Here is a 22,398-nt window from a genome sequence, read left to right as displayed (position 1 = left end):
TGAGCCTGACAGCCAAGCGAATCCAGTTCAACCGAAAGCCCGTCCCGCTTGCCGGGGCCAGCATCGCTCATGTCGCTGACCGACGACAAGCCCTACGCAGGTACCCCGCCTCCTTATCGGGCCCGGCGACGGTGGTTGTTCGTTCGATCAAATGATGTGGCCTCAAAGGTGCAAAGTCACGATGACGCACCCCCTTTTCGCAGTTCAGTTTATGCTGATGAGTGTCTGGAAGACCGACTTCCGGCCACTCGGCTCATTAAAGTGCTAAGCGGGCGTCCATTCAGCTACCATCGCACAGCAGTGTTACGCTCCGTAGTATCTTTCGATCTCGTCCAATCGGAGCGTAAGCGCTCTGCTGGGCAAATGGATAGTTATTCTCTGTCGTTCGTCTCCGTTGAAACGAGCGGCCTCATTTAAAAGGTCAAGAATGGCTCCGCGACCTACGACCCTGTCGCTGCCAAGCCAGCCAATGCCAAGCGCAATCTCAGGTGCTAGGATAAGGAGGCCATAAGCGTCAGGTGTGAGATGCTCGATTATGACGATGGCGTCCTTTTTGCCGTGATCGCGGCATGCCTTTTATACCGAGGATCTTTGCTTGGCGACCGGCGGGCCTTTGACCCATACCCGGTCGTTCAGAGGCTCTTTGGAGCTTCCCAACTTCTGCCATCTATTCATGTTAGGCAACGGGACGGCCGATCGGGACGGCTCCGGTCGCGACCCGCCCCGTATGAGCGAGGTAGGGACCGCGGAATTTGCCATAGCGCCTTTGCCCGAAAGTCGAGGATAGAGCATGGGCAGCGTGGACGATCATATCAGGGACCGTCCATTCGGAGGCTGCGCTCCATTGGCCCTCGCTATGGGTCCCCTCGGATGGGGTCTCGTTATTTTTTGCGATCGAGATTCAGGGCCAATCTACATCGGCCATATCGAGGGCAGCAACTGGGCGCATGTTCAAACCCTTACGGGCGTGCCAATCCGCCCTTGCTCCGAGCAGGACCACCACCCGCTGGGGCGCCAGTCGCGTAACGACCGGTTTGCGCGTCGTCGGGGCTGCCCAGCAGACCGCCGCCTTGGAGCCAGTTGCGCGTCGTACGCGCCACCGGCTCCAAACGTCGCGGCCATTAAGATCGCCATCGCGACCTTGAACATACACGTTGATAGTCCTGCCTCAACCAACGGTGCCATTAACGACACCCCCGCATACCATTTCATAGATCTACTTCCACACTGGTGCACAACGGTACGCCAACCGCGCGCCGGCGGTCCCGATGCCTGTAGTCCTGCGACTTCACCAAATAGCGCTTAGCCGGGATTGAGCCCCGACAACCGTCCGGGCGAGCTCAACCGCCACACCCCTTCGAGACGTTCGGCGTAGGCAGGCTCCACCAACCTGAGGACCCCGGAGCCATCCTCCACCAGTTCGAACGTCTGGCGCGTCACGGAACGCAGGCTGAGCGCATTCGCGAAGTTGGTCGCGAAGTCCACCACCATTCGGCCAGCCGGCAGGACCATCGCCCTGTCACGACCCAGCGGAAGGAGGACGAGAAGCCCACCCGCTTCCCGGTCAAGCGGCCTAAACGTGCCGTCGTCCGTCGCCTCGCAGCTCTCACCATCGTGATCGTCTGTCCAACGGTTGATCTCGGCCTTTCTCGGCTGGGCTATGAGCTTGCGGTATTCATCGAGCACCTCGACCTCGCGCTCGCTTGTAGCCGCCTGCGAGGGGGGCGGTTCCGAAGCGGGGGCGACCCAAGGCTTGGCCACCTGCTCCGCCGCAGGCGCCGGGGCCGTCCTGTCGGCGGAGGCGCGCTCCTCCGGGAACGGTTCGAAGGCGCGGCCCTTGAGCCCCTGGCCATCGCTACCGATGTCTACAATGAGTTTTGGTGCGGCGACGGCGCGTTCGGCCGATGCCGACGGTTGAGGTGGGGATGGGGGTGGCGGTGGAGGTGGCGCTGCGGATGCAGGCGTCGGCGAGGAGAAACTGGGCCGTAGGGTGGCAACGGCCTCGTCAAGGCGCCTCATCTGGTCCAGCAGGACTTGAAGCATGGAGGCGGTGCGGTCGATGCGTCCGGCGTCCTCGGCGGGTCGCGGCAGTTGCCGGACACGCTTGTCGGTCTCCGACAACGCGCTGCGCAGCCCGCTGAGCTGCACGAGCGCGATGATGAGGAGGACGAGGCAGACGCCGGCCACACACAGGCCGACGATGGTGGGAATCCCCATTGTTAATCACCTTGCCGATGGCGGGCCACGGCCCTCATTTCCAAACCGTCTTCGGACGCATGTTCTCGGAGGGCTTGAGCCTTATCAGCCCCACCAGAGCCTTCAGGACCGCTGCGAACTCCGATTGCCGCGGTCGTCCGTCCCGCTCATCCTCCCGGTCGATGTCCGCAACGCCGTTGATGAGCTTGGCCCGCTGATTGTCGTCTATCGAGACGGTGAACCCGGAAACGCGCGCGAAGGCCCTGAGGAAGGGATCGAGATCCTCGATCCCGACGTCCAGCGGCAATGCCGAGTACACCTGATCCTCCGGCGTCTCGGCGAGTACGGTCGGCTCCGCGCCGACCTCGTCACCGAAGTCGATCCCCGCGTGTGTCGCGTCGGCACTGGCCGGCGCAATGAACTGGTCGTCCCTAGCGGCGATGATCATGCCGGCGGCGACTTCGATCTTTGGGAACGGCGAAACCTGAACCTGCGGATAGGCGGGCCGCGTCTCGCCCGCCGCCACGGCGATCAGCAGCATGAGCTTGCTGATCTCCGTCTGCGCGCGGGGATCCGGTCCGTGGAGCCGGACGAACAGACCCGAACCGCGACCGCAGAACGCGACCGCGATGTCGCCCAGCGCGGATCTCGGAATTTCGCCGTCGCGGATGAGGTTGCGCAGCAGGCGGCCTACGAACCACGCCAGCCCGCCGAGGAACAGGTATGAGGTCTCCTTCAGCGAGCGGACGTTGTCGGTGCCGCTGACCCGGCTCCATTCGCGTTCGATCGCATTGTCGAGCGTCCTTCCGCTGAACAGCAGTTCGCCGATGTAGTGTATGTTGGCTCGCAGCTCCGCATCCGACTCCTTGTTGAGCTGCTGGATGACGCTCGACCACGCCTTCAGCCCGAAATCCTCCAGGATCTCCGGATTGCGCATGATGTGGTCGGTGAAGAAGTCGCCGCCGGCCAGCCGCATCGAGGTCGAGAACAGCTGCTTGATCGGCTTTCCGTTGTCCCAGATCGCGATGTCGGTGGTGCCACCGCCGATGTCGAGGATGATGTTGACGGCGCCCCGGGTCCCCTGCGCCTTGGTGTTCTCGTCCAGGATGTATGCGGCGGCGGCATCCCCCTCGTACCTTATCGGACGAACGGCGTCCGCCGCCGGCGTCGGCACGACGTCGGCCAGCGCGAGCTTGAGCTGGCGAAGGAAATCGGCGTCGTCTCCCATGTCCTTGGGGCGCGAGAAGTGCCATTTGAGATTGGCGGGGTTGCCGCCCTTGGCGGTCCATTCACAGGCAATCATCAGCATGAGCTGACGCAGGAACCGCCGTGCGGCGTCGCGCATCTCCGGAGCGCTGGACCACTTGAGGTTGTACTTGATGTTGTTGAGCAGCGCCGACCACTCCTTGATCGGGATGGCGCTGATGGTGCCGTCTTCGGCGAAGTCCGGCTGAAAGTACATCAGGTGCCTGATGAGCAGCGCGTCGTTCAACGCACCATCGGCATCCAGCAGCTCACGTCCGGGCGCGTCAAGCGGCCGCCCTATGATCACGGTCGGGCTAGGTAGGCTGCGCTCGTCGGCGGGAAGGAAGTCGCGGAACTTCTGGTTGAGTTCCGAGGCCTGGAATGCCGACCCCTTGTCGTTGGCCGGTTCCACGGGATGCACGATGCGGGCGGCCAACCGCAGCGGTACCGTCTCGTTCAGGCAGGCGACCGTGTTGGTCGTCCCGAAATCGATGGCGGCCACGCCGATACGATCGTTGGGATTGGCGACCTCAGGGATATGCAGGACGCTCAGGCCCGCCGGATACGGCGGCTCGTTCGGATCTACCGCGACCGAGAAGAACGCCGCCTCGTACGGCGTGGTCGAGATCTGGATCTCGGATGCCCGACCCCCGGAGTTGCTGGCCCGCAGTCGCGTCAATCCCGGTCCGACGAACTTGCGGCCTTCGAATTCCGGGATGCGGTCGAGCACAGCGGCGGTCCCGCGGTTGTCGAGCGGGGCGCTGTTCGCCCACGGCGCCATGTGATCGGCGCGCCGTTCCGGGCTCTGCGCGTCACGCATGAAATCGGCCAGCAGCCTCCCCGACATGGCGAAGCGGCCACGCAGACGGTTCAGACTGTTGCTGGAGTAATCGATCCTCGCGCAGTAATGCCGCCAGACGTCGCTGCGGAAGTTCGGCCACAGCGCGAAGTCGCCGAGCCCCCAGTCCACCTCGCGCAGAAGCCTGCCCTCGGTTCCCTGAGGCGCTTCGACGTACCTGCGCGAGACGACGTGCGGTCGGCCGCTGACGGACAGGGCCAGTTGGACCTTGCCGTCCCGGTTGACGGACGTGCTCGACGCGAGCTCGTCCGGCTTGCGGATCAGGAGGACGAGCGGGGAGAACGGCAGCAGGCAGTTGTGGAGCCCGTCCGGGTGGGACGCTATGCGCGCCGGCCGCTCGTCGTCGTCGAGCGTCACCAGCACGCGGGTCAGGAGATCGTCCGGAGTGACCATCAGGTAGCCCGCCTCCGCTATGATCTTTCGGATACCCGCCTGCTCGGACACGGTTCCCGAGATCACCTGGTGCAGTGTCTTCGTGCCCCAGAAGCCGATCCGCGACGCTGGGCGATCGACCGTCGCCAGTGCGGGATCGAGCAGGACGAGGCCCTTGAAGGGGGGCGCGTCTCCGAGATCGTCCCGCAGGCGGATGATGCAGTCGGACGTCCCAGGCTCGGGTGCCTTCGCGCGCATGGGGCTGGCGAGCAACTCGTACAGGTGGGGCAGGCCCTCTCCCCATTGCTCACCCGGCTCTATGGTGACCGTCCGGGTCCCGACGTCCGGGTGCAGCCTTACATCCAGGCAGTCGTCGCGGAACGACTGCAGCCTGTCCCGCAGATTCTTAAGGAAGGCCTGCTGATCGGCGCCGCCTCGGCCCAAACACATCTTCGCGACTTCGCCGTCCAGCCGCTGCACGTAGTCCCCCAGCATCTGCAGGGCGACCGGTGGCAACGCGTCGTTGCCGACGAGGCGCGTGGGATCCGTGATGCCCCTCAGCATCCACGGGATGCCGGCGACCCGAACGGCTTCGCCGTCCCGTCCCGCGGCCACCAGACTGGCGGGATTGAGGATGCCGAGATCACGACCGGCACCGGTCGGTCGACGCTCCTTGTCGAGTTCGAACAGGCGGACGATGATGGGGCGGTCCCAGGCGTGGCTGACGTCGCCGTCGGGCGCCGCCAGGCTCGTCTGTGGCAAGAGGTGCGTCATGACGCTGGCGAAGCGCGAGCTCCGACCCGAGAGCGGCACGGCGACCAGCGAAAGCTTGTAGACGTCCTCGTAGTAAGCGCTGAGCCCGAAGAGGGCGATCAGTCCACGCCATTGAGCGACCAGCGCCCCGGACCGATGGGCGGGGTTCAGAATGGCGTCCGCGAAGCTGCGCGCCTGCGCCCAAGGATCCGGCGTGGAACGCACCACGTCGACCTGCGCCTTCTCGTCCACGTCGAGTGCGCCGCCCAGTTCGCCCAACGTGCCCGAGATCGGCTGCCAGCTGCCGAAACCGGTGGCGTCCTTGAAGTTGTGGCCGCCCTTGCGCAGCGGCGTGAGAAGCAAAATCGGTTCGTTGGCCATCTTCAGTTCCCGGTGCGAAGAGGACGTGCGACATGGTGCACCGCGGACACCAATCGGCCCAGGCCTTGGCTGTCACCGGTGGGGACGGTCTCGTTCAGTTCCTTGAAGACCACCGCGGCGCCGGCTAGCTTCCCACCGTCGTCGCTGGCGTACAGTATGGCATCGAGGTCGTCCTGAGACTCTTCCTCCGAACGGCTCGGATGGAATTCCACGGGCGACGTCGGTCTGCTCCGTTCCGTACGCGCCCAGAGCCGCTCGCCGTTCCACAGCGAGAATGCGCCCAGCGTTCCGCTGCTGAAGAGGCGGATAGCCGATGCCCAGTGGAGCAGCGAGTCGACGTACTGCATTATGTCCGTCCGGGCTTCCGGGGTGTCGACCTGCCAGTTCGTGTCGACCGCCTGCTTCTTCAGCCAACCGGCCCTGATGCTGCCGAAGACGTTCTTGTCGTCGATCGCCGGCTCGACGCGGTAACGCCACCACAGGGCGAAGCGCAGCGTCCGTCCCAAGCGGTCGTACAGCGGCCCCTTCAGTTTGGGGTGCGCCGGCAGATCCGCCCATCCGAAGGACTCGCTCTCGCGGCGCGCCGCGATCAGCGGGGAGCTGGCAGGCAGGTCCTTGGCGTCGAGCGTGAAGAAGTCCATCGCGGCGAGCGCTGCGACCAGTTCGGGAAGCAAGGCTGGGTTGCGCTGCTCCGCGCGGCCGGGCTCGTGGTAGCCGAGATCGAACATCTTCTCCCAACCCGAGACATAGAGTCGGTCAAAGACCTTCTCCTGTTGCAGGAGGCTCTGGTAAAACTCTACGGCGACCCGCGCCTGTGGAAGGAGTTGAGCGGACGTGATGACGTTCGCGTTCTCGTCGTTCGGCGGACCGAAGCGGAAGTAGGGCAGCATCAGCGAGCCGCCGATGTGAATCTTGTCGCCCTGTATGCGCTGCCTGTTGTCCGGCCCGCGCAGCTTGTGCAGGAGCCGGGCGATCGTCGGAAAGCCTGCGGCGCCCGTGCCGCCGAACAGCGAGCCCGCCATGAAGATGCGGACCTCCTCGCCCCCCGCGCTCGCCTGCATGAGCTCTACGAGGCGCGCCAGGAACTCCGGCTGATCGTGGTTGATCGCCGAGACGAGCGCCGCTGCGCCTACGTGAGCACGGCCGCGGTACCCCTCGCCCAGGTCCATCGTCTGCTCGGCGTCCGCCGACGACGCGCCGTCGCCCCGGAACATCAGGTCGAACAACGCCTTCTCGTCGTCCGACATGTCCTGGTGCTGCATCACGTGCCGCAGCGTCGGCATGTTGTCCGGAGACGGACGCCAATGAGCGTTCTCGGCGAAGAGGGGCTCGACCTCTATCGAGAACAGGTTCGACCCCCCGGCGGCCTCGTCCGTGCTCCAGTCGATCCGGTTGGCCTTGCCCGCCGCGAAATGCCCGCGCAGGCGCACGAGCAGCTTCAGCAGCTGCTCGGTCCGGACGACGTTCCCGTTGCTGTTGTCCTGATCCACGAGCCCGATGATCACCTTGGGCTTCGGTCCGACGCCGGCGGAGAGAAGGTAGAGCGCGGACTCCACGATCTTGGCGCCGGTGCCGCCTATGCCGATGAGTATGTTGATGGCCATGTCGGGTCCCTCAGCCGCCGAACAGGCCGCCGCCGGGGACGGCGACCTTGGTGCTGGCTGGCGCGAACGCCGCGGTGCTCAGCCAATAGCCAAGAGCCACCAGAATGACGCCCAGGCCGGCGGCGTTCACAGGCACGCTCGCCGCCAACAGCGTCGCGATGGGGGCAAGGACCACCTTCGCGCAGAACAGGCCGACCGCCGCCACGAGCGCGAGTATCATCAGCCCGGCCCAGGAGCCGCGTTTGCCGCGCGCGGACTTGTCGCCGATCGGCGGATTGCGGTCGATCAGGACCAGCCAGAGGCATGCGAGCACCGCCGATACCAGCAAGCCGCCGATCCCCGCCAACAGCACTTCCCGGGTCATCTCCTCAAGATAGGCCGAGATCCGCGATGGGTCACCATCGAGGCGCTCGATGAGATCCGGCGCCAGCGACTTCTGCTTCGCGAAGCAGAACTCGACAACAGCCCAGTAGAGCGCGCCGATCGCCGCGTGCACTCCGAGGACGCCGAGCATGCGGGTGATGAGATTGGATGACACTGTCTGTTCCGTCCCTTATTCGATTTCGACCGCGACCGCGAAGCCGCCGATGTTCATGGGTTTGGACTCGGCCGACTTCAGCAGCGCGACCTCGAGGAGGCGCGCGGTCTCGGCCAGGTTGAGAGTCGGCATGACCGGCTGCTTCACGGCGACCGCCTCACCGGCCGCATCAAAGCTCCAGTCACGCATCCACTGCGTCGCTGGGTTGGGCGAGAGCAGGGACGTGCGCCGGACCGAACCGACCAGAAGATACGTGGCCGGTGGCAAGGTCGCCAGCTCCGACGGATCGAGCGTGAAGCGGGCGCCTCCGTCGGTCGGCCAGCCGCCTGCCAACTTCCCCTCCTCCCGCCAGTCGCCGCCCTTCGGCAGGCACTTGTCGCCCAACCGGCGATAGAGCTTCGTCGTCCCTTGGCTCGTGCCCTGCCAGACCGCGCCCGGCAGCACACCCGTTTCGGGGACGCCTCGCCAGCTCGCGCCGCCGCCGCCCGACGACCGGAGCGCGGCGCCGCGGTCGAGATGGTATTGCGGCACTCGAACGCCGGTCCTGACAGTCAGGAAGCTGGCCTTCGTCAACGGCCCGCCGGCCTTCAGCTCGAAGGGCTGGGTGCCATCCGAGGCGGTGACGACCGGATCCAGGGTGAACAGCGAGTAGTGGGCCTCGCCGTTCCCCAGCGCTCGCGCGATCGACGCTGACGGGGCGTTCCTCATCGCGTCCCGGAATGCCCGCAGTCGCTCGACCGGTCCGGCGACGACCAGGAACAGGTGGCGACGGGCCGCCGTCACCGTCCTGCTGCCGCTGGGGAGGTCGCTTACGCGACCGGAATAGGGGCTCTCGAACCCGTACACCGCGACGCTCCGTCCGCTCGCGAAGATGTCGGCCAGCGGCTTGGAGAGGGCGACGCCGTCCGTGGTCCGCACTTCGCTGTTCGCCAGCCATAGGTCGCTGACGATGACCGACAGTGACTTGGGATCCTCAGCGGCAACCCGGCCCAAAGCCTGGTCGATGTGGCTCTCCTGCGCGTCGCAGTTGCGGTTGCCCGCTGGACACAGGTACCCCGCCTCGGTCTGCATGCGCGACACGTCGGCCGACTTCAGGTCCGTGAAGCTGCGGTCGAAGCGTGAGATCGTCAGCTTGGCGTGGTCGATTGTGTCGAGCGAGGGCAGCATGCCGATCAGATCGGCGAGCGGCTTCTCGTCCGCCGTACCGCCGCGGATGAACCCGACCATGCTTGCCGAACCGTCGAGGTAGACCGACATCGGACCACCGGGATCGCGCGCCGCACCCGACGCCCCTGAGGCGCCGGAGATCCAGGCGCGCGCGGCCTCGGGATAGCAGGACGCCCCGTCGATCGAGGGTGATTCCCCGCCTCCGCAGGAAGTAAGACCCGCAGCTGCGACGATCACCAATACTTTACGCAAACGTCTTGTCATCGTCCCCCCGTAACCTCCCGACAGTTCACGATGGGCAGGTATAAGTCCATAGCCTTGTATCGTTTGCTTGCTCTGCGATTCCGTTGCCGACCAGGGCCCGAAGTCCCCCACACAGTCGACCGGAATCGTCGCCGACATGATTTTACGGCGTGTTAGGCGCCTGATCTTTGCAATTCCCGTCAATGTGCTAGTCGATGCGCACCCCGTCGTGCCAGGATCCGGTCATGCAGAACTTAGTCATGGGCGCGAACGCGCCCCTACCGGCGGCCCGGTTCGAAATACTCATAGAATGGCCGGCTGCCGCGGGAACCCTGGACTCGTCGACCTACCTGACCGGACCGGACGGCAAGGTCCGCACCGACGCGGACATGATCTTCTACAACCAGCCCTTCGACGCGGCTGGATGCGTGAGGATCACGGACAACGAGCCGGGCAGCACCCGACTCGCGTTCGATCTCGCGCGCGCGCCTGACGGCGTGGACCGGATAGTGATGTGCGTGACGATCGAGGATCCCGACCGCACGATGGCCGCGTTTCGCGGAACCGCCGTCACCATGATCGTCGACGGCGAGCCGGTGATGTCCTTCAAGCCGGATCTGAGCGGGGCGCAGGAGGTCGCGATGCGCCTGGCAGCCGTCTACCGCCGAAGTGGCGCCTGGAAGTTCCGCGCGGATGGCCAAGGCTTCAACAACGGGCTTGCGCCGTTGGCGAGGTCGTTCGGCATCGACGTCGCGGAGGACGACAGCGCTCCGCTCCGGGACGCAGCGGCAAGCAACCCGCCTGCGCCCTACGCACCGGCACCGGAACGGGAGTTCGAACTCGTTCGCGACGCCGCCGGCGCCCGGCGTTCCCCGCCCGCCGCGCCGGTACCGGCGCCACCCCCCGCGCCGCCCGCTCCCAAACGCGACGATGGCAGCACGAAGCTGTCGGCCGACCACCCCGCCGCCTCATGGGAGGGAGACCTCGGCGAGATCGCCGTCAAGCTCGCATGGGACAGCCAGTGCGGCGGCCTGCATGGTCGCCCCCGGGTGCTGCGTCCGGAACTAGGCTGCTTCTATCGGCTCGACGACGGTCGCCGGGGACTCGTGCAGTCATGGGACGGCAACGGCCAGTTCGACACGGCGCCGTTCGTCCACCTGACGCATGCTGAGGTCGACGGGATCCGCGGCGGACAGGGGCTGCGCTTAAACGGGGGGCGGTGGTCCGCCATCGCGGAGCTGACGCTGTTCGCATACCTCCGGTCGGACGCTCCGAACTGGCGCACGGCAGCCCTTTCGCTGATGCTCTCCACTCCCGGCCGGAAGCCCGTCTCGCTGTCGCTCGAGGGCGGACCGGATGGCAACGGGATGGTCGCCCTGGTGAAGCTCGCGAACCGCGAAGGCGTCGTCGACATCTCCCGCCTCGCGCTGTTCACCGTCGGTCACCAGGAAATGGACGAGCGCCTCGGCTGGGATCTTCGCTGGAAGACGCGGTACGCCTAGCCCCGCGCGCGGGACTCACCGGCGGAGGACGCGCCGCCGGTGGATGGCGCACGTGTATTCCGACAACCGACCAGACGCCCGTGGGGGTCGTACCTCTCCCAGCGCAGCGCCGTGCCGGACCTGATCATCGCGCAGCTGAGATCCCCGTCGCCATTGGAGCACGTAGCGACCGTTCGCGCGTAGCTCATGCCCTCGCGATGGCATCGTAGGACGCGGTTCACGGATAGCCGCAACAACTCCGCTTTGGCTTCTTCTCCCGACGCGGCGGGACAGGGCTGGTTCGATCGGCAACTGCCGTTGATCTCGCGCGCAGCCAGGCCGGCCAGCCGTATCTTGATCTTCCTGCCCTCCCGATCACGCTCGCGGCAGTAGATCGGTCCGTCGCCGTCGTGCACTCCCTCGACGGTGCAGGCGAAGTCGTCCGGATCAGCCGCCGCGGCTTCCGCGGCGGGGAGGCGTACGGGTGGCGGCGGGAGAGTGCCGCCGCCCCCGGGCGACAGGGCGGCAAACACCCACACCAGTGCCAGCACGACCAGACCGCAAAGGAGTGCGATCGCTGCGGGGGGCGTCTTGCTCAGGGTGGTATCCCGTCTGATTGACTGATCACGGTGGAGCGGCGAGGACCGACGAGCGGTTCTCGAACGGTCGTTAGGTCGTCTTCGCCGATGCGACAACCGTTCGCGTCGCGGAGCCGCGCCATCAGCGACGCCCGCCGCCTCCGGAGCGCAACGGGACCGTTCAAGCACCTCTATCACCGCGGACCGTCGATCTCTTTGTCGTGCGTGCTCCACGGTACCAGACGGGTCGGATGCTGTTACCTGCCGCCGATTGACTTGCGGGCGGGAACCCTCTTGGTATGCATCCTCGAATCTTAGGGGGTAAGGAATCATGGCAATCTCGTTGCAGAAAAACGCTTCGGTCAGTCTTGCAAAGGAGGCCGGCGGATCGGGTCTCAGCAAGATCGCCCTCGGCGTCGGCTGGGATGCCGTGCAGCAGAAGAAGAAGGGTGGTTTCTTCGGAGGCCTGCTCGGTGGGGGCGCCGCCGCTGAAACCGAGATCGATCTCGACGCATCATGCATCGCGTTCGACGGCAGAGGCTCCGTCGTCGACCTCGTCTGGTTCCAGAAGCTCGCCAGCGACGACGGGTCGATCCGGCACAGCGGGGACAACCTCACCGGCGAGGGTGATGGCGACGACGAGACGATCTCGATCGACCTCGCCCGCCTGCCGGCCACCATCGAGACCCTGGTGCTTACGGTGAACAGCTTCAGGGGCCAGACGTTCAACGAGGTCGAGAACGCGTTCGGGCGGGTCGTCGACCTGAGCACGAACCGTGAGCTCGCTCGGTTCGACATTACGGACGCGGGGACGCATACGGGCATCATCCTCGCTTCGCTCAAGAAGGCGGGTGGCGAGTGGGTGTTCAAGGCGCTCGGCGAGCGCACGAGCGGCCGCACCGCGCAGGACCTGTCGGGAGCGGCCCGCGGCCTGATCTGATCCGCTGGGGGAACCTCCTCACATCAATTCAAACGACATTCCGGAGCGGCGAATGCAGTTACAGCGCGGCGAGAAACGGGCGCTTGCCGATCTCGGTATCGGCAACGCTTGCGTCATCAAGTTCGACTTCGAGCTTCCCGGCGCCGACGTCGCCGCCTTCGGGCTGAACAAGGACCGCAAGATCGGGGACGACCGCTACGTCGTCCTCTTTTCCAATCCGCGTTCGCCGGACGGCTCGATCGCCATGTCGGCCACCTCAGACAGCGCGGTCTTCACGGTCGATCTGGACTTGGTGCCCGGCGCGGTGGAGCGAATCGTGTTCACCGCTACCCATGACTCCCGGCCGATATCCGAGGCGCGTCCGCTCGTCGTCTCGATCGACGGCGGAAAGGCCAGGTTCAACGTCGCCGAACACCTGACCTCCGAAAAGGCGGTCATGATGGTCGAACTCTACCGCCACTCTTCCGGGTGGCGCGTCGGCACGATCGCGGCCGGCTTCAACGGCGGCCTCGGCAGCCTGATCCAGCATTTCGGCGGCGAGGTAGACGCGCCCGCGCCGTCAGGGGCGGCTGCACCCGCCTCCCGGCCGGCACCGCCTCCCGCACCCCCGCCCGTCAGCCTCAAGAAGATCTCGCTCGAGAAGACGAACTCGTCGGTGAGCCTGAAGAAGACCGGCGGCTCATTCGGCGAGATCGTGCTCAATCTGAACTGGAACCAAGGGACGCAGAAGCGTGGCCTGTTCGGCGGCGGGAACAAGGGCGTGGACCTGGACCTCGGCGTCCTGTTCGAGATGCGCGACGGCGGCAAAGGAGTGATTCAGGCGCTGGGCAACAGCTTCGGCCGATACGACCAGATGCCTTGGATAGAGCTGTCCGGCGACGACCGCACCGGGGCCGTGTCTGGCGGCGAGACGATCCGGGTCAACGGCAGGTTCTTCGACAACATCAGCCGACTGGCCGTCTTCGCGAATATCTACGACGGCGCGCCCAACTGGGCGAAGACCGACGGCGTCGTCCGCATGAACATCCCCGGACAGCCCGAGATCGAAGTCCGCATGGACGAGGGCCGCGACAACTGCCGGCTCTGCGGCATCGCCGTGATCGACAACGTCGGGGGCGAACTGAAAATCGACAGGCACATGCGATACTATCGCGATCAAAAGCAGTATGCGGATACCGTCGGCATACTGCTCAGGTGGGCCGCCGGCTCGAAGGACTGAGAGCGGCGCGCGCTGTGCGCCGATGAATGCACAGGGGGAACAATGAAAACATTCTACGGGTCGATGGCGTTCACGGTGATCGCCCTGATCCTGGCTGGCGTGCTGGGCTTCAGCCAGAGTGGCGACCTCGGTCTCGCGTTGCAGTTCGTGTTCCTGGCGCTCGTGCTCGGCGTCATGGAGACGTCGCTCAGCCTCGACAACGCCGTGGTCAACGCCTCGATCCTGAAGGACATGTCCCCGGTCTGGCAGCAGCGCTTCATTACCTGGGGTATCCTGATCGCAGTGTTCGGGATGCGTATCGTCTTCCCGATCCTGATCGTGTCGGTCTCGGCTTGGGTCAGCCCGTGGGAGGCCACCCGGATCGCGCTCGTCGACCAGGCACGGTACGAGGACATCGTAACCGGCGCCCACATCGGCATCTCCGGCTTCGGTGGCGCGTTCCTGATGCTGGTGGGCCTCACGTTCTTCTTCGACGCTGAACGCGAGCACCATTGGCTGCGCTTCATCGAAGCCCCACTCGCCAGCTTCGCGCGGATCCCGTTCTCGCCCTACCTCGCCACCATCGCGATCGTCGTCGGGCTTTCCTTCATGGTCGAAGGCGGCGAACAGCGGACGTTCCTGATCGCGGCATTCTGCGGTATCGCGGCGTTCTTCGGCGTCCAGAAGATCGGTGATCTGGTCGGTGGCGACGAGGACGCGACCGGTCGGGTGGTGCGCTCGGGTCTGGGCGCGTTCATCTACCTCGAGTTCCTCGATGCCAGCTTCTCGTTCGACGGTGTCATCGGGGCGTTCGCGATCACCAACAACATCATCCTCATCGCCCTCGGACTGGGAATCGGCGCGATGTTCGTGCGCTCGATGACGATCGCGCTCGTTCGCGGCGGACATCTCGCCGAGTTCCGCTTCCTCGAGCCGGGCGCCTTCTACGCGATCATCGGCCTTTCGGTGATCATGCTCCTCAGCATCCGGATCGAGACCCCGGAGGTCGTGACCGGCCTGATCGGCGCATGCATCATCGGGCTCTCGCTCTACGCCTCGATCCGGCACAAGAAGCTGTTCCCGGAGGAATACGCCGAGGACGGCGAAGCCGAGGTTATCCTGCCGACCGGCGACATCGCCACCGGCGTGCAGACCAGCTGACCCCAATCGACACCCACGACACGACACAGAATCAGGAGATCATCACGATGGCAATTTCACTGTCCAAGGGCGGCAACGTGTCGCTCTCCAAGGAAGACCCGACGCTTGACGAGATCATGATCGGGCTGGGCTGGGACGCGCGTGCGACCGACGGCGCCGACTTTGACCTCGACGCGTCCGCATTCCTACTCACCGCGGCCGGCAGGGTCCGCAACGACCTCGACTTCTGCTTCTACAACAACAAGAACGTCGGCGAAGCTGTGGTCCACCAGGGCGACAACCGCACGGGCGAGGGCGAGGGCGACGACGAGCAGATCAAGATCACGCTGTCAAAGCTGCCCGCCGAGATCGACAAGGTCGCGATCGCGGTCACCATTCACGAGGCGGAGGCGAGGCGGCAGAGCTTCGGACAGGTCTCGAACGCGTTCATCCGCCTGGTGAACCAGAAGACGGGCGCCGAAGTCGTCCGCTACGATCTCGCCGAGGACGCGTCGGTCGAGACGGCCCTCATCCTTGGAGAAGTCTACCGCCACGGCAGCGACTTCAAGTTCCGCGCCGTCGGCCAAGGCTTCAAGGGCGGACTGGGGCCGCTCGCGACGAGCTTCGGCGTGAGCGTCGGCTGACCATCGCCCTGCCGCCGCATGCGGCGGCAGGGCCCGCGGTGCCGGAGCCGCTTCAGCGACCGTGGACACAACTTCTAGTACAGGATCAGGACCAATGGCAGTTTCACTCGTGAAGGGCGGCAACGTCTCGCTTTCCAAGGAGGCCCCCGGACTCAGCTCCGTCACCGTGGGACTCGGTTGGGACACCCGCCAGACCGATGGCACGGCCTTCGATCTCGACGCGTCGGCGTTCGTGGTCGGCGACAACGGTAAGGTGCTGAGCGACTCGCACTTCGTGTTCTTCAACAACAAGGCGTCGCCTGATGGGTCCGTCGTGTATGGCGGCGACAACCGGACCGGCGACGGCGATGGCGACGACGAGACGATCAAGGTCGATTTCGCCCGGTTGGCCGCGGACGTGAAGAAGGTGGTCATCGGCGTTACGATCTACGAGGGTGCCGAGCGCCGTCAGAACTTCGGCTCCGTGTCCAACGCCTACGCCCGCGTGCTGAACGATGCCGACGGCAAGGAGCTGGCGCGGTTCGATCTGTCCGAGGACAGCAGCACCAACAGCGCCATGGTGTTCGTGGAACTCTACCGCGGCCCGCAAGGCGACATCAAGGTGAAGGCCATCGGAGAAGGGTGGGAGAGCGGCTTGGCCGGCCTGGCCGGCAGCATGGGCGTAAACCTGGGCTGAGGGAGGAACCGACCGGTCCGTTCCGGTTGCGGAAGCGGTTCTCGCCGAGTGAAGGCGCGGGTACGAACAACCGATCCATGGCGGATGGTGATCAGCGTGGTTGGAGCCGTTCGGCGGTACCATCTCCCGGGCAAGCGGCAATGTGAGAGGAGGACGCGTTGACCAACCCCATGTCCGGTGAACGCCTTTCCCTCTTGGGTGCGGCGCAGTGCCTCATACGAATCGACGGCAGCAATGCCGATAGGATCGCAGCCGTGGCCGTGGGCGCCTCCGGCACCGTCGTGCCCCTCGAACAGATCGCGGCGAACGAATGGTCCCTCGGAAGACTGCTCCGGGGCAGCGAGGCGACCGAGATACTGCTCTACGTCATCGACGACCGCCAAGGCGGCTTCGTCAACGACAGCTATCCCGTCACGATGCGCATCGACGGCGTCGAGCATACCCTCCCCGCCCCGACCGAGCAGCTCGCCGCGGTCATCTTGGGCGAGATATACCAGAAGGCCGGGGCACCGCGGCTCAAGGTGTCCAACGAGGGCTACATCTTCGGCATAGACGCATACGCGCGGGCGCGGGACTTAAGGGTGCCCGCCTTCCCCAAGCGGACCAGCCCGAGCGAGCGGCCACATTCGGAAGGGCGGGACGACCGCCCGCCCCCGCCGGCCGGTTCCGCGCTCGGCTCCGGAAGCGGGATCCTGATCGCGCCGGGGATCATCGTCACCAACGCGCACGTCATCGAGGACGGCTCGTCGTTCCAGGTAGGGCGCGGCCGCCATCCGCTGACGCCGATCGCCGTCGACCGGATGCACGACCTCGCGCTGCTGCGCGGCGACGTCGAGGGAGTGCCGCTGCCGTTGCGCTCGTCCTCGCCCATCTGGCTGGGTGAGGCCATCATGGCCGCCGGATACCCGCTGATGGACCTGCTCGGTGCGGACCTGAAGGTGTCGACCGGCAACGTCTCCGGCATGACCGGCTCGCACGGCGACGTGGCCAGGTTCCAGTTCACCGCACCGATCGGATCGGGATCGTCGGGAGGCGCCGTAATAGATGAGTTCGGGAACCTGATCGGCGTCACGTCGGCCTCGCTCGCGCATGAGAACGTCCGGGGTCGGGGATCCATCAGCGAGAACGTCAACTTCGGGATCAAGGCGAGCATGGTGCACGAGCTGCTCGCTGCTGCCGGCATCGACGCGCCCGCGACGCCGCTCGCAACCGAGAGCGCCCGCCGGGAAGTCGTTCAGCGGTTGCGGCGCAGCGTGATCAGCATCAACGTCATGGCTTGAGGAGCATCTTCCATGGCTTTCAGATTCTCCCGACGCATCAAGATCCTGCCCGGCGTTCGCATAAACGTCGGCAAGCGCGGGGCGTCGCTCTCGATCGGTCCCCGCGGCGCGTCCGTGACGATGGGTCGGAACGGCATCCATGGCAACGTCGGCCTGCCCGGCACTGGGATCAGCTACCGCGCGAGGCTGGACGCCGCATCGCCCGCTCCGCGCAAGGAGGCGCCGACCCTGCCGCCACGGCTCACCGCGATGGTCGAGCAGGACCGGATCGTGTTCGCGGACCAGGACGGCACGCCGCTCGCCCCCTCGCTGCATGCTGCGGCCCGCCGATCGATGAAGGACGAGCTTCGCACGTTCCTCGAGCAGGAGAGCGAAGACCGCAACGTCGAGCTCGTGGCGCTCGAACAGCTCCATCACGACATCCCGGATACGGTCGCGAAGACCGTTCCCCGACACGGAAAACCGGAGCGTGACGGCTATCCCGACCAGCAGCAGTACATGGCCGCTCTGATGGCGTGGCGTGCCAAGGCGGCGAACGAGGGACCTGACCCGGAATCCGTCGAGCAGGCGCTCTTGGAGTGGCTGGGTGCGCTCGAATGGCCGCGCGAGACGGACATCGCCGTGTCGCTGCGCGGCCGCCGCCTACTGCTCGACGTCGACCTGCCCGAGATCGAGGACATGCCGGCCCGCCGCTGGGCGCCGAACCACACCCAGCTCGTCCTCAGCGAAAAGCCACTGTCGCAGAAGGATGTCGCCGCGACGTACCTGGCGCACGTCTGCGCTATCGTCTGTCGCCTGATCGGACACGGCCTCGCGGCGAGCGACGCCATAGAAGCGGTCGGGGTCTCCGGTTACACCCAGCGCACCAGCACCACGGGCCGGCTCGATGATGACTACGTCATCGTCGCCGACGTCACCCGTTCCGCCTGGTCGACCATCGACGTGGCCCGCATGACGTCGATCGATCCGGAAAACCTGTTGCGGCGGCTGGGCGCCCGCTTCGAGGCGAACGCGCGGGGCATCCTGAAGACGCAGAAGCCGCTGACCTGAGCACCAGCGACGCCGGACGCATCGTGCGGTAACGACGCACCCAGTTCGCAAACCCATAATCCACAAGCGGATGCAAAGCCTCACGCTCCGGACGCCCCCAAACACGAGAGTCAACGAAACCATGCCGTCGCCAAATGCCGCCACGATCACCGTCGAAATCCCGACGGGCCTGCTCGCGCTGCGCGCCCGGGACGGAAATGACATCTCGGCTCTCTGCGACGTCGCCGCGCGGGCCAATCCCAAGCGCGGATTCCTCATCGTGTCTCGTGTCCTCGGCCGCCACCTTCCCACCCGGCCCGCGGCCATGCGGCGAACGATGGACGAACTCGGCGCGATGGTCGCCGACGACACACCGGAGCCCATCGTCTTCCTCGGGATGGCCGAGACGGCCACCGCGCTCGGTCAGGGGGCGTTCGCGGCCTACCGCCGGCGCCGGCCGGGTGCCCGCTGCGCGTACCTCCAGACCTCCCGCCAGCGGGTGCGGGGAGCGCGGACGATCGCGACGTTCGAGGAGGGGCACAGCCATGCGACGACCCACCTCGTCCAGATCCTGGGAGCCGAGGTCGCATCCATCGTGCGGTCGGCGAGGACGCTCGTCATCATCGACGACGAGTGCAGTACGGGACGGACCTTCATCGCCTGCGCCGAAGCCATGGGTCCGGCGATGCCTCTGCTGACCCGGATCGAGACCTGCTGCATCACGGACTGGAGCGATGGCGGCTATGTCGCGGACATGCCGATCGAGACTAGGATCCACTCCGTTCTGGACGGCGCGATGGAGTGGACGCCGGGGCCGACCGGCGCGGCCACCGCCCTGCCGCTCGGCAGCAATCGGCCCGGTACCGCGCCGGCCGCCGGCATGCGCAGCCGCACGGGCGTCATGGCACCGGAGAGCGCGCACCGGGAGCGGATCGAGGTACGGGTCGGGGAGCGCATACTGGTGCTCGGCGAGGGCGAGCACTCCTACGAAGCCCTGCTTCTGGCCGAGGAGCTGGAAGCCGCAGGAGCCATCGCCGCCGTCCAATGCATAACGCGCAGCCCGGCGCTGCCCGGTGGGGCCATGCGCAGCGTCTCCAGGTTCACCGACACCTACGGCAGCGGCGCCCCGTGCTTCCTCTACAACCTGCTCGGTCACGCCCCGGATCGCGTGGTGATCGTGTCCGAAGTGGCAGGCGATCAGATCGCGGAGGCGCGGGCGGCGTTGGCCGAACTCGGAGCGGACCTGCCTGTCGAACGGCTCGAATGCCGCTACGGGTCGGCGTCATGACCCCCATCGTCTTCTCCGACCTGGACGACACCCTCTTCCAGACGCTGCGGAAGTGCCCGGACGAGGGCGACGGCCTCAAGGTGATGAGCACCCTCCTCGACGGCAGCCCGAGTGGATATTCCACGCCGCGGCAGCAGGCGATGCTCGCCTGGCTGTCGTCGGGACGGCTGATCCCAGTGACCGCGCGCAGCACGGTCGTCCTCGCGCGGGTGGACATCGCGCAGGCGCCGGCCATCTGCTCCAACGGCGGATGCATCGTGTTGGAGAACGGCGGCCTCGACCTCCTCTGGCACGATCGGCTGGCCGAGCAGGCGCGGTGCGACCATGCCGTGCATGACGTGCACCGGTCCCTGACGGAAACGCTCGACGACGAGATGTTCCGGCACTGGGTGGTCGCGGAGAACGGTCTTCCCCTGTACGTCGTAATCAAGAGCAACGCCGGATCGACGGGCGAACTGGCGGAGCTGGCGGAGCACCACCGGGCCCTGGTTCCGACGGGTTGGCGCCGGCACGTCAACGGCAACAACCTCGCATACATGCCAGGTTGGCTGAACAAGCGGCACGCCGTCGGCTACATGATCGGGAAGATCCGCGCGGCCGAACCCGACCGACCTATTCTCGGCGTTGGCGATAGCCTGTCCGACGTGGGCTTCATGGACCTCTGCGACTTCGCGATCGCACCGACGGGATCGCAGTTCTGGCGCGCCGCCACCAGCAACAGCGACTGGCTGTCGTAGCGATGGGAACCGCGGCGACAGATGCCTGCCCGACGATGTTCTCCGGCTCCTATGACCCGGAAGACGTCAGCATTCTGCTGAAGCCGACGTTGATCACGCCGGTCGCGATCGAGGAAAAGGAGCGGCTGATACAGAGCGGCGCCCGGCACTATTCGGAGATGCTTTCTAGTGAGGCCGTGCCCGATCAGCGCTACCTGACGCTCTACGCCGAAGCGCTAGCGCGAAACGCCGGACGGCTGCGCTCGGACATATCGAGGCTCGCCCGCATGATCGCGGATCGTCCGGCCACGCGGCGCGAATGCGTCGTCGTATCGCTGGCCAGGGCCGGTACGCCGATCGGGGTCCTGCTAAAGCGGGAGCTGGCGCGTATCGGGATCGTTGCGCACCACTACTCCATCAGCATCATCCGCGACCGCGGCATCGATCTGAACGCACTGCGCTTCATAGCGGCGCGCCATGGCACCACTGCCGCGGTGTTCGTGGACGGCTGGACGGGAAAGGGAGCGATCAAACGCGAACTCATGCGCTCGCTGGCCGATGACGATCTCGGGTTCGCCCCGTTCCTTGCCGTCGTCGCCGATCCGGCGGGATGCGCCGAGGCCGCCGCGACGACCGACGATTACGTAATCCCGAGCGGACTGTTGAACGGCATCGTCTCCGGGCTGATCAGTCGATCGGTTCTCCGGGACGATCTCGTCGGGCCATCGGATTTTCACGCCTGCCTCTACCAGACCGACCACGCCGCCTACGACCTGTCGCGCGCGTTCATTCACGACGTCGAGGCCGCCGGTCCGCCCCTCGTCGACAGCGGGCCTTGGAACACGGACCTGGCGGCAGTGGCGCGCGGACGCAGTCGCGCGCTGATGGAGGAGCTGATGAACGAATGCGCGATCACCGACGCGAACAGGATCAAGCCCGGCATCGCCGAAGCGACGCGGGCCATCTTGCGCCGGGTTCCCGACCTGCTGTTCGTTGGCGACCGCGCCGATCCAGAGGTAAGGCACCTCCTGCATCTGGCGGCGAAGCACGATGTGCCCGTCCGCGAACGCGATCTGCATGCGTACCGGGCGGTGACCGTGATAAGAGGTCTCGGGGGAGGACAGGAATGAGCGCTATAGATTTGGGTGCGTCGCTGTACGTGCCCGCCCTGAACGCAAACGCCGAACGACTGGCCTACGGCGAGATGCAGGGGCTGCGGTCGATCGTCATCTGCCTGGAGGATTCGATCCGCGAGGATCAGGTCGGCCGGGCGCTGCGGGAACTCGGGAGGATCCTTCTGCAGTTCGCGGGACGTCCTCCAGCGATCGGTGTGTACGTGCGGCCGCGCGACATCGGCATGCTCGCCCACATCTGTTCACTCCCGGGCATCGATCGGATTCAGGGCTTCGTGCTGCCGAAGGTCACGACCAGCAGCCTTCCGCTCTGGCTGAGCGCCGTGATGCACGACGATCACGCCATCATGCCGACGATCGAAGGAGACGAGGCGTTCGACCGCAGCGCGCTCGCCCGGCTCTGCGACCAGCTGCGCCCCTACGTCCACCGCGTGTCGGCGGTGCGCATCGGGGGGAACGACATCCTCGGTCTGCTGGGCATACGCCGGTCGCGGGTGCGGTCCGCATACGAAGGCCCTCTTGGCAACGTGATCCGGGACATCGCCGGCGCCTTCATACCGAACGGGTTCAGCGTGGCGGCGCCAGTGTTCGAGCACTATGCGGCGCTCGATGTCCTTCGCACCGAGGTGGAGCAGGACATCGAACACGGACTTCTGACCAAGTCGGCCATCCACCCTTCCCAGATAGCCGTGATCCAGGGCGCCTACCGGCCATCGGCCATCGAGATGGCGGAGGCCCGGACAATCCTGGACGTCTCCACCCCGGCGGTGTTCGGGTCGCATGGCAGCATGTGCGAGCCCGCGACGCACGCCAGGTGGGCGCAGTCCATAGTCAGCCGAGCCAGGATCCACGGCGTGCGGGATCAGGTTCGCGGCCCGGAAGCCAAGGTGGCCTAGGACATTCGACCACCATATGAAACGCACACGTCATCGGATTC

17 protein-coding genes are annotated in these 22,398 nt (G+C 66.1%); 12 read left to right on the top strand and 5 right to left on the bottom strand.

All coding sequences use genetic code 11. From position 1 onward, the window contains the following. Window positions 1-1,302 precede the first annotated feature (1,302 nt). The 5 genes from E5673_RS10330 to E5673_RS10310 are packed head-to-tail and all read right to left on the bottom strand — an operon-like array spanning window position 1,303 to window position 9,205. Complete coding sequence (locus E5673_RS10330) at window positions 1,303-2,217, bottom strand: hypothetical protein (RefSeq protein WP_136189923.1); 915 nt, start codon at window positions 2,215-2,217, stop codon at window positions 1,303-1,305. Between the two features lie 34 nt (window positions 2,218-2,251). Further along, window positions 2,252-5,806: a hypothetical protein gene (locus E5673_RS10325; RefSeq protein ID WP_136189922.1), complete on the bottom strand. Its 3,555-nt coding sequence runs from the start codon at window positions 5,804-5,806 to the stop codon at window positions 2,252-2,254. Window positions 5,807-5,808: 2 nt separating this feature from the next. After that, window positions 5,809-7,410: a hypothetical protein gene (locus tag E5673_RS10320; RefSeq protein WP_136189921.1), complete on the bottom strand. Its 1,602-nt coding sequence runs from the start codon at window positions 7,408-7,410 to the stop codon at window positions 5,809-5,811. A gap of 10 nt (window positions 7,411-7,420) precedes the next feature. After that, window positions 7,421-7,948 (bottom strand): hypothetical protein, encoded by a 528-nt coding sequence (locus E5673_RS10315; RefSeq protein ID WP_136189920.1) that lies wholly within the window; start codon window positions 7,946-7,948, stop codon window positions 7,421-7,423. A gap of 15 nt (window positions 7,949-7,963) precedes the next feature. Beyond that, window positions 7,964-9,205 carry a hypothetical protein gene (locus tag E5673_RS10310; protein ID WP_136189919.1) on the bottom strand — a complete coding sequence of 414 codons (1,242 nt, stop codon included), beginning with the start codon at window positions 9,203-9,205 and terminating at the stop codon, window positions 7,964-7,966. Window positions 9,206-9,603: 398 nt separating this feature from the next. Between E5673_RS10310 and E5673_RS10305 the strand changes: the two genes are divergently transcribed. The 12 genes from E5673_RS10305 to E5673_RS10245 all read left to right on the top strand — a co-directional run bounded on the left by E5673_RS10305 (window position 9,604) and on the right by E5673_RS10245 (window position 22,357). Continuing rightward, window positions 9,604-10,860 (top strand): TerD family protein, encoded by a 1,257-nt coding sequence (locus tag E5673_RS10305; RefSeq protein ID WP_168711600.1) that lies wholly within the window; start codon window positions 9,604-9,606, stop codon window positions 10,858-10,860. A gap of 888 nt (window positions 10,861-11,748) precedes the next feature. Further along, complete coding sequence (locus tag E5673_RS10295; protein WP_136189917.1) at window positions 11,749-12,357, top strand: TerD family protein; 609 nt, start codon at window positions 11,749-11,751, stop codon at window positions 12,355-12,357. Between the two features lie 52 nt (window positions 12,358-12,409). After that, the gene (locus E5673_RS10290) at window positions 12,410-13,576 is read left to right on the top strand and encodes a TerD family protein (protein WP_136189916.1); all 1,167 of its coding nucleotides are present in this window, start codon (window positions 12,410-12,412) and stop codon (window positions 13,574-13,576) included. 42 nt (window positions 13,577-13,618) lie between these two features. Beyond that, window positions 13,619-14,716 (top strand): DUF475 domain-containing protein, encoded by a 1,098-nt coding sequence (locus tag E5673_RS10285; RefSeq protein ID WP_136189915.1) that lies wholly within the window; start codon window positions 13,619-13,621, stop codon window positions 14,714-14,716. Window positions 14,717-14,763: 47 nt separating this feature from the next. Next, the gene (locus E5673_RS10280; protein ID WP_136189914.1) at window positions 14,764-15,339 is read left to right on the top strand and encodes a TerD family protein; all 576 of its coding nucleotides are present in this window, start codon (window positions 14,764-14,766) and stop codon (window positions 15,337-15,339) included. 94 nt (window positions 15,340-15,433) lie between these two features. After that, window positions 15,434-16,015 carry a TerD family protein gene (locus E5673_RS10275; RefSeq protein ID WP_136189913.1) on the top strand — a complete coding sequence of 194 codons (582 nt, stop codon included), beginning with the start codon at window positions 15,434-15,436 and terminating at the stop codon, window positions 16,013-16,015. Window positions 16,016-16,173: 158 nt separating this feature from the next. Next, window positions 16,174-17,295 carry a serine protease gene (locus E5673_RS10270; RefSeq protein ID WP_247599315.1) on the top strand — a complete coding sequence of 374 codons (1,122 nt, stop codon included), beginning with the start codon at window positions 16,174-16,176 and terminating at the stop codon, window positions 17,293-17,295. Between the two features lie 12 nt (window positions 17,296-17,307). Continuing rightward, complete coding sequence (locus E5673_RS10265; protein WP_136189912.1) at window positions 17,308-18,345, top strand: DUF4236 domain-containing protein; 1,038 nt, start codon at window positions 17,308-17,310, stop codon at window positions 18,343-18,345. A 121-nt stretch (window positions 18,346-18,466) separates the two neighbouring features. Next, window positions 18,467-19,612 (top strand): phosphoribosyltransferase domain-containing protein, encoded by a 1,146-nt coding sequence (locus E5673_RS10260; protein WP_136189911.1) that lies wholly within the window; start codon window positions 18,467-18,469, stop codon window positions 19,610-19,612. After that, window positions 19,609-20,349 carry a sucrose-6-phosphate hydrolase gene (locus E5673_RS10255; protein ID WP_210731717.1) on the top strand — a complete coding sequence of 247 codons (741 nt, stop codon included), beginning with the start codon at window positions 19,609-19,611 and terminating at the stop codon, window positions 20,347-20,349. The genes E5673_RS10260 and E5673_RS10255 overlap by 4 nt, the downstream gene beginning before the upstream one ends. Before the next feature lie 35 nt (window positions 20,350-20,384). Further along, on the top strand, window positions 20,385-21,458 hold the full coding sequence (locus E5673_RS10250) for a cysteine protease StiP domain-containing protein (RefSeq protein WP_168711599.1): 1,074 nt from the start codon (window positions 20,385-20,387) through the stop codon (window positions 21,456-21,458). Next, window positions 21,455-22,357: an HpcH/HpaI aldolase/citrate lyase family protein gene (locus E5673_RS10245; RefSeq protein ID WP_136189908.1), complete on the top strand. Its 903-nt coding sequence runs from the start codon at window positions 21,455-21,457 to the stop codon at window positions 22,355-22,357. Before E5673_RS10250 ends, E5673_RS10245 begins: the two co-directional genes overlap by 4 nt. The last annotated feature ends 41 nt before the right edge of the window (window positions 22,358-22,398 follow it).

The organism is Sphingomonas sp. PAMC26645 (assembly GCF_004795835.1).
In the GTDB taxonomy this organism is placed as follows: domain Bacteria; phylum Pseudomonadota; class Alphaproteobacteria; order Sphingomonadales; family Sphingomonadaceae; genus Sphingomonas.
Note: the sequence above shows the minus strand (reverse complement) of the source record. Positions and strands in the feature narration are given on the sequence as shown.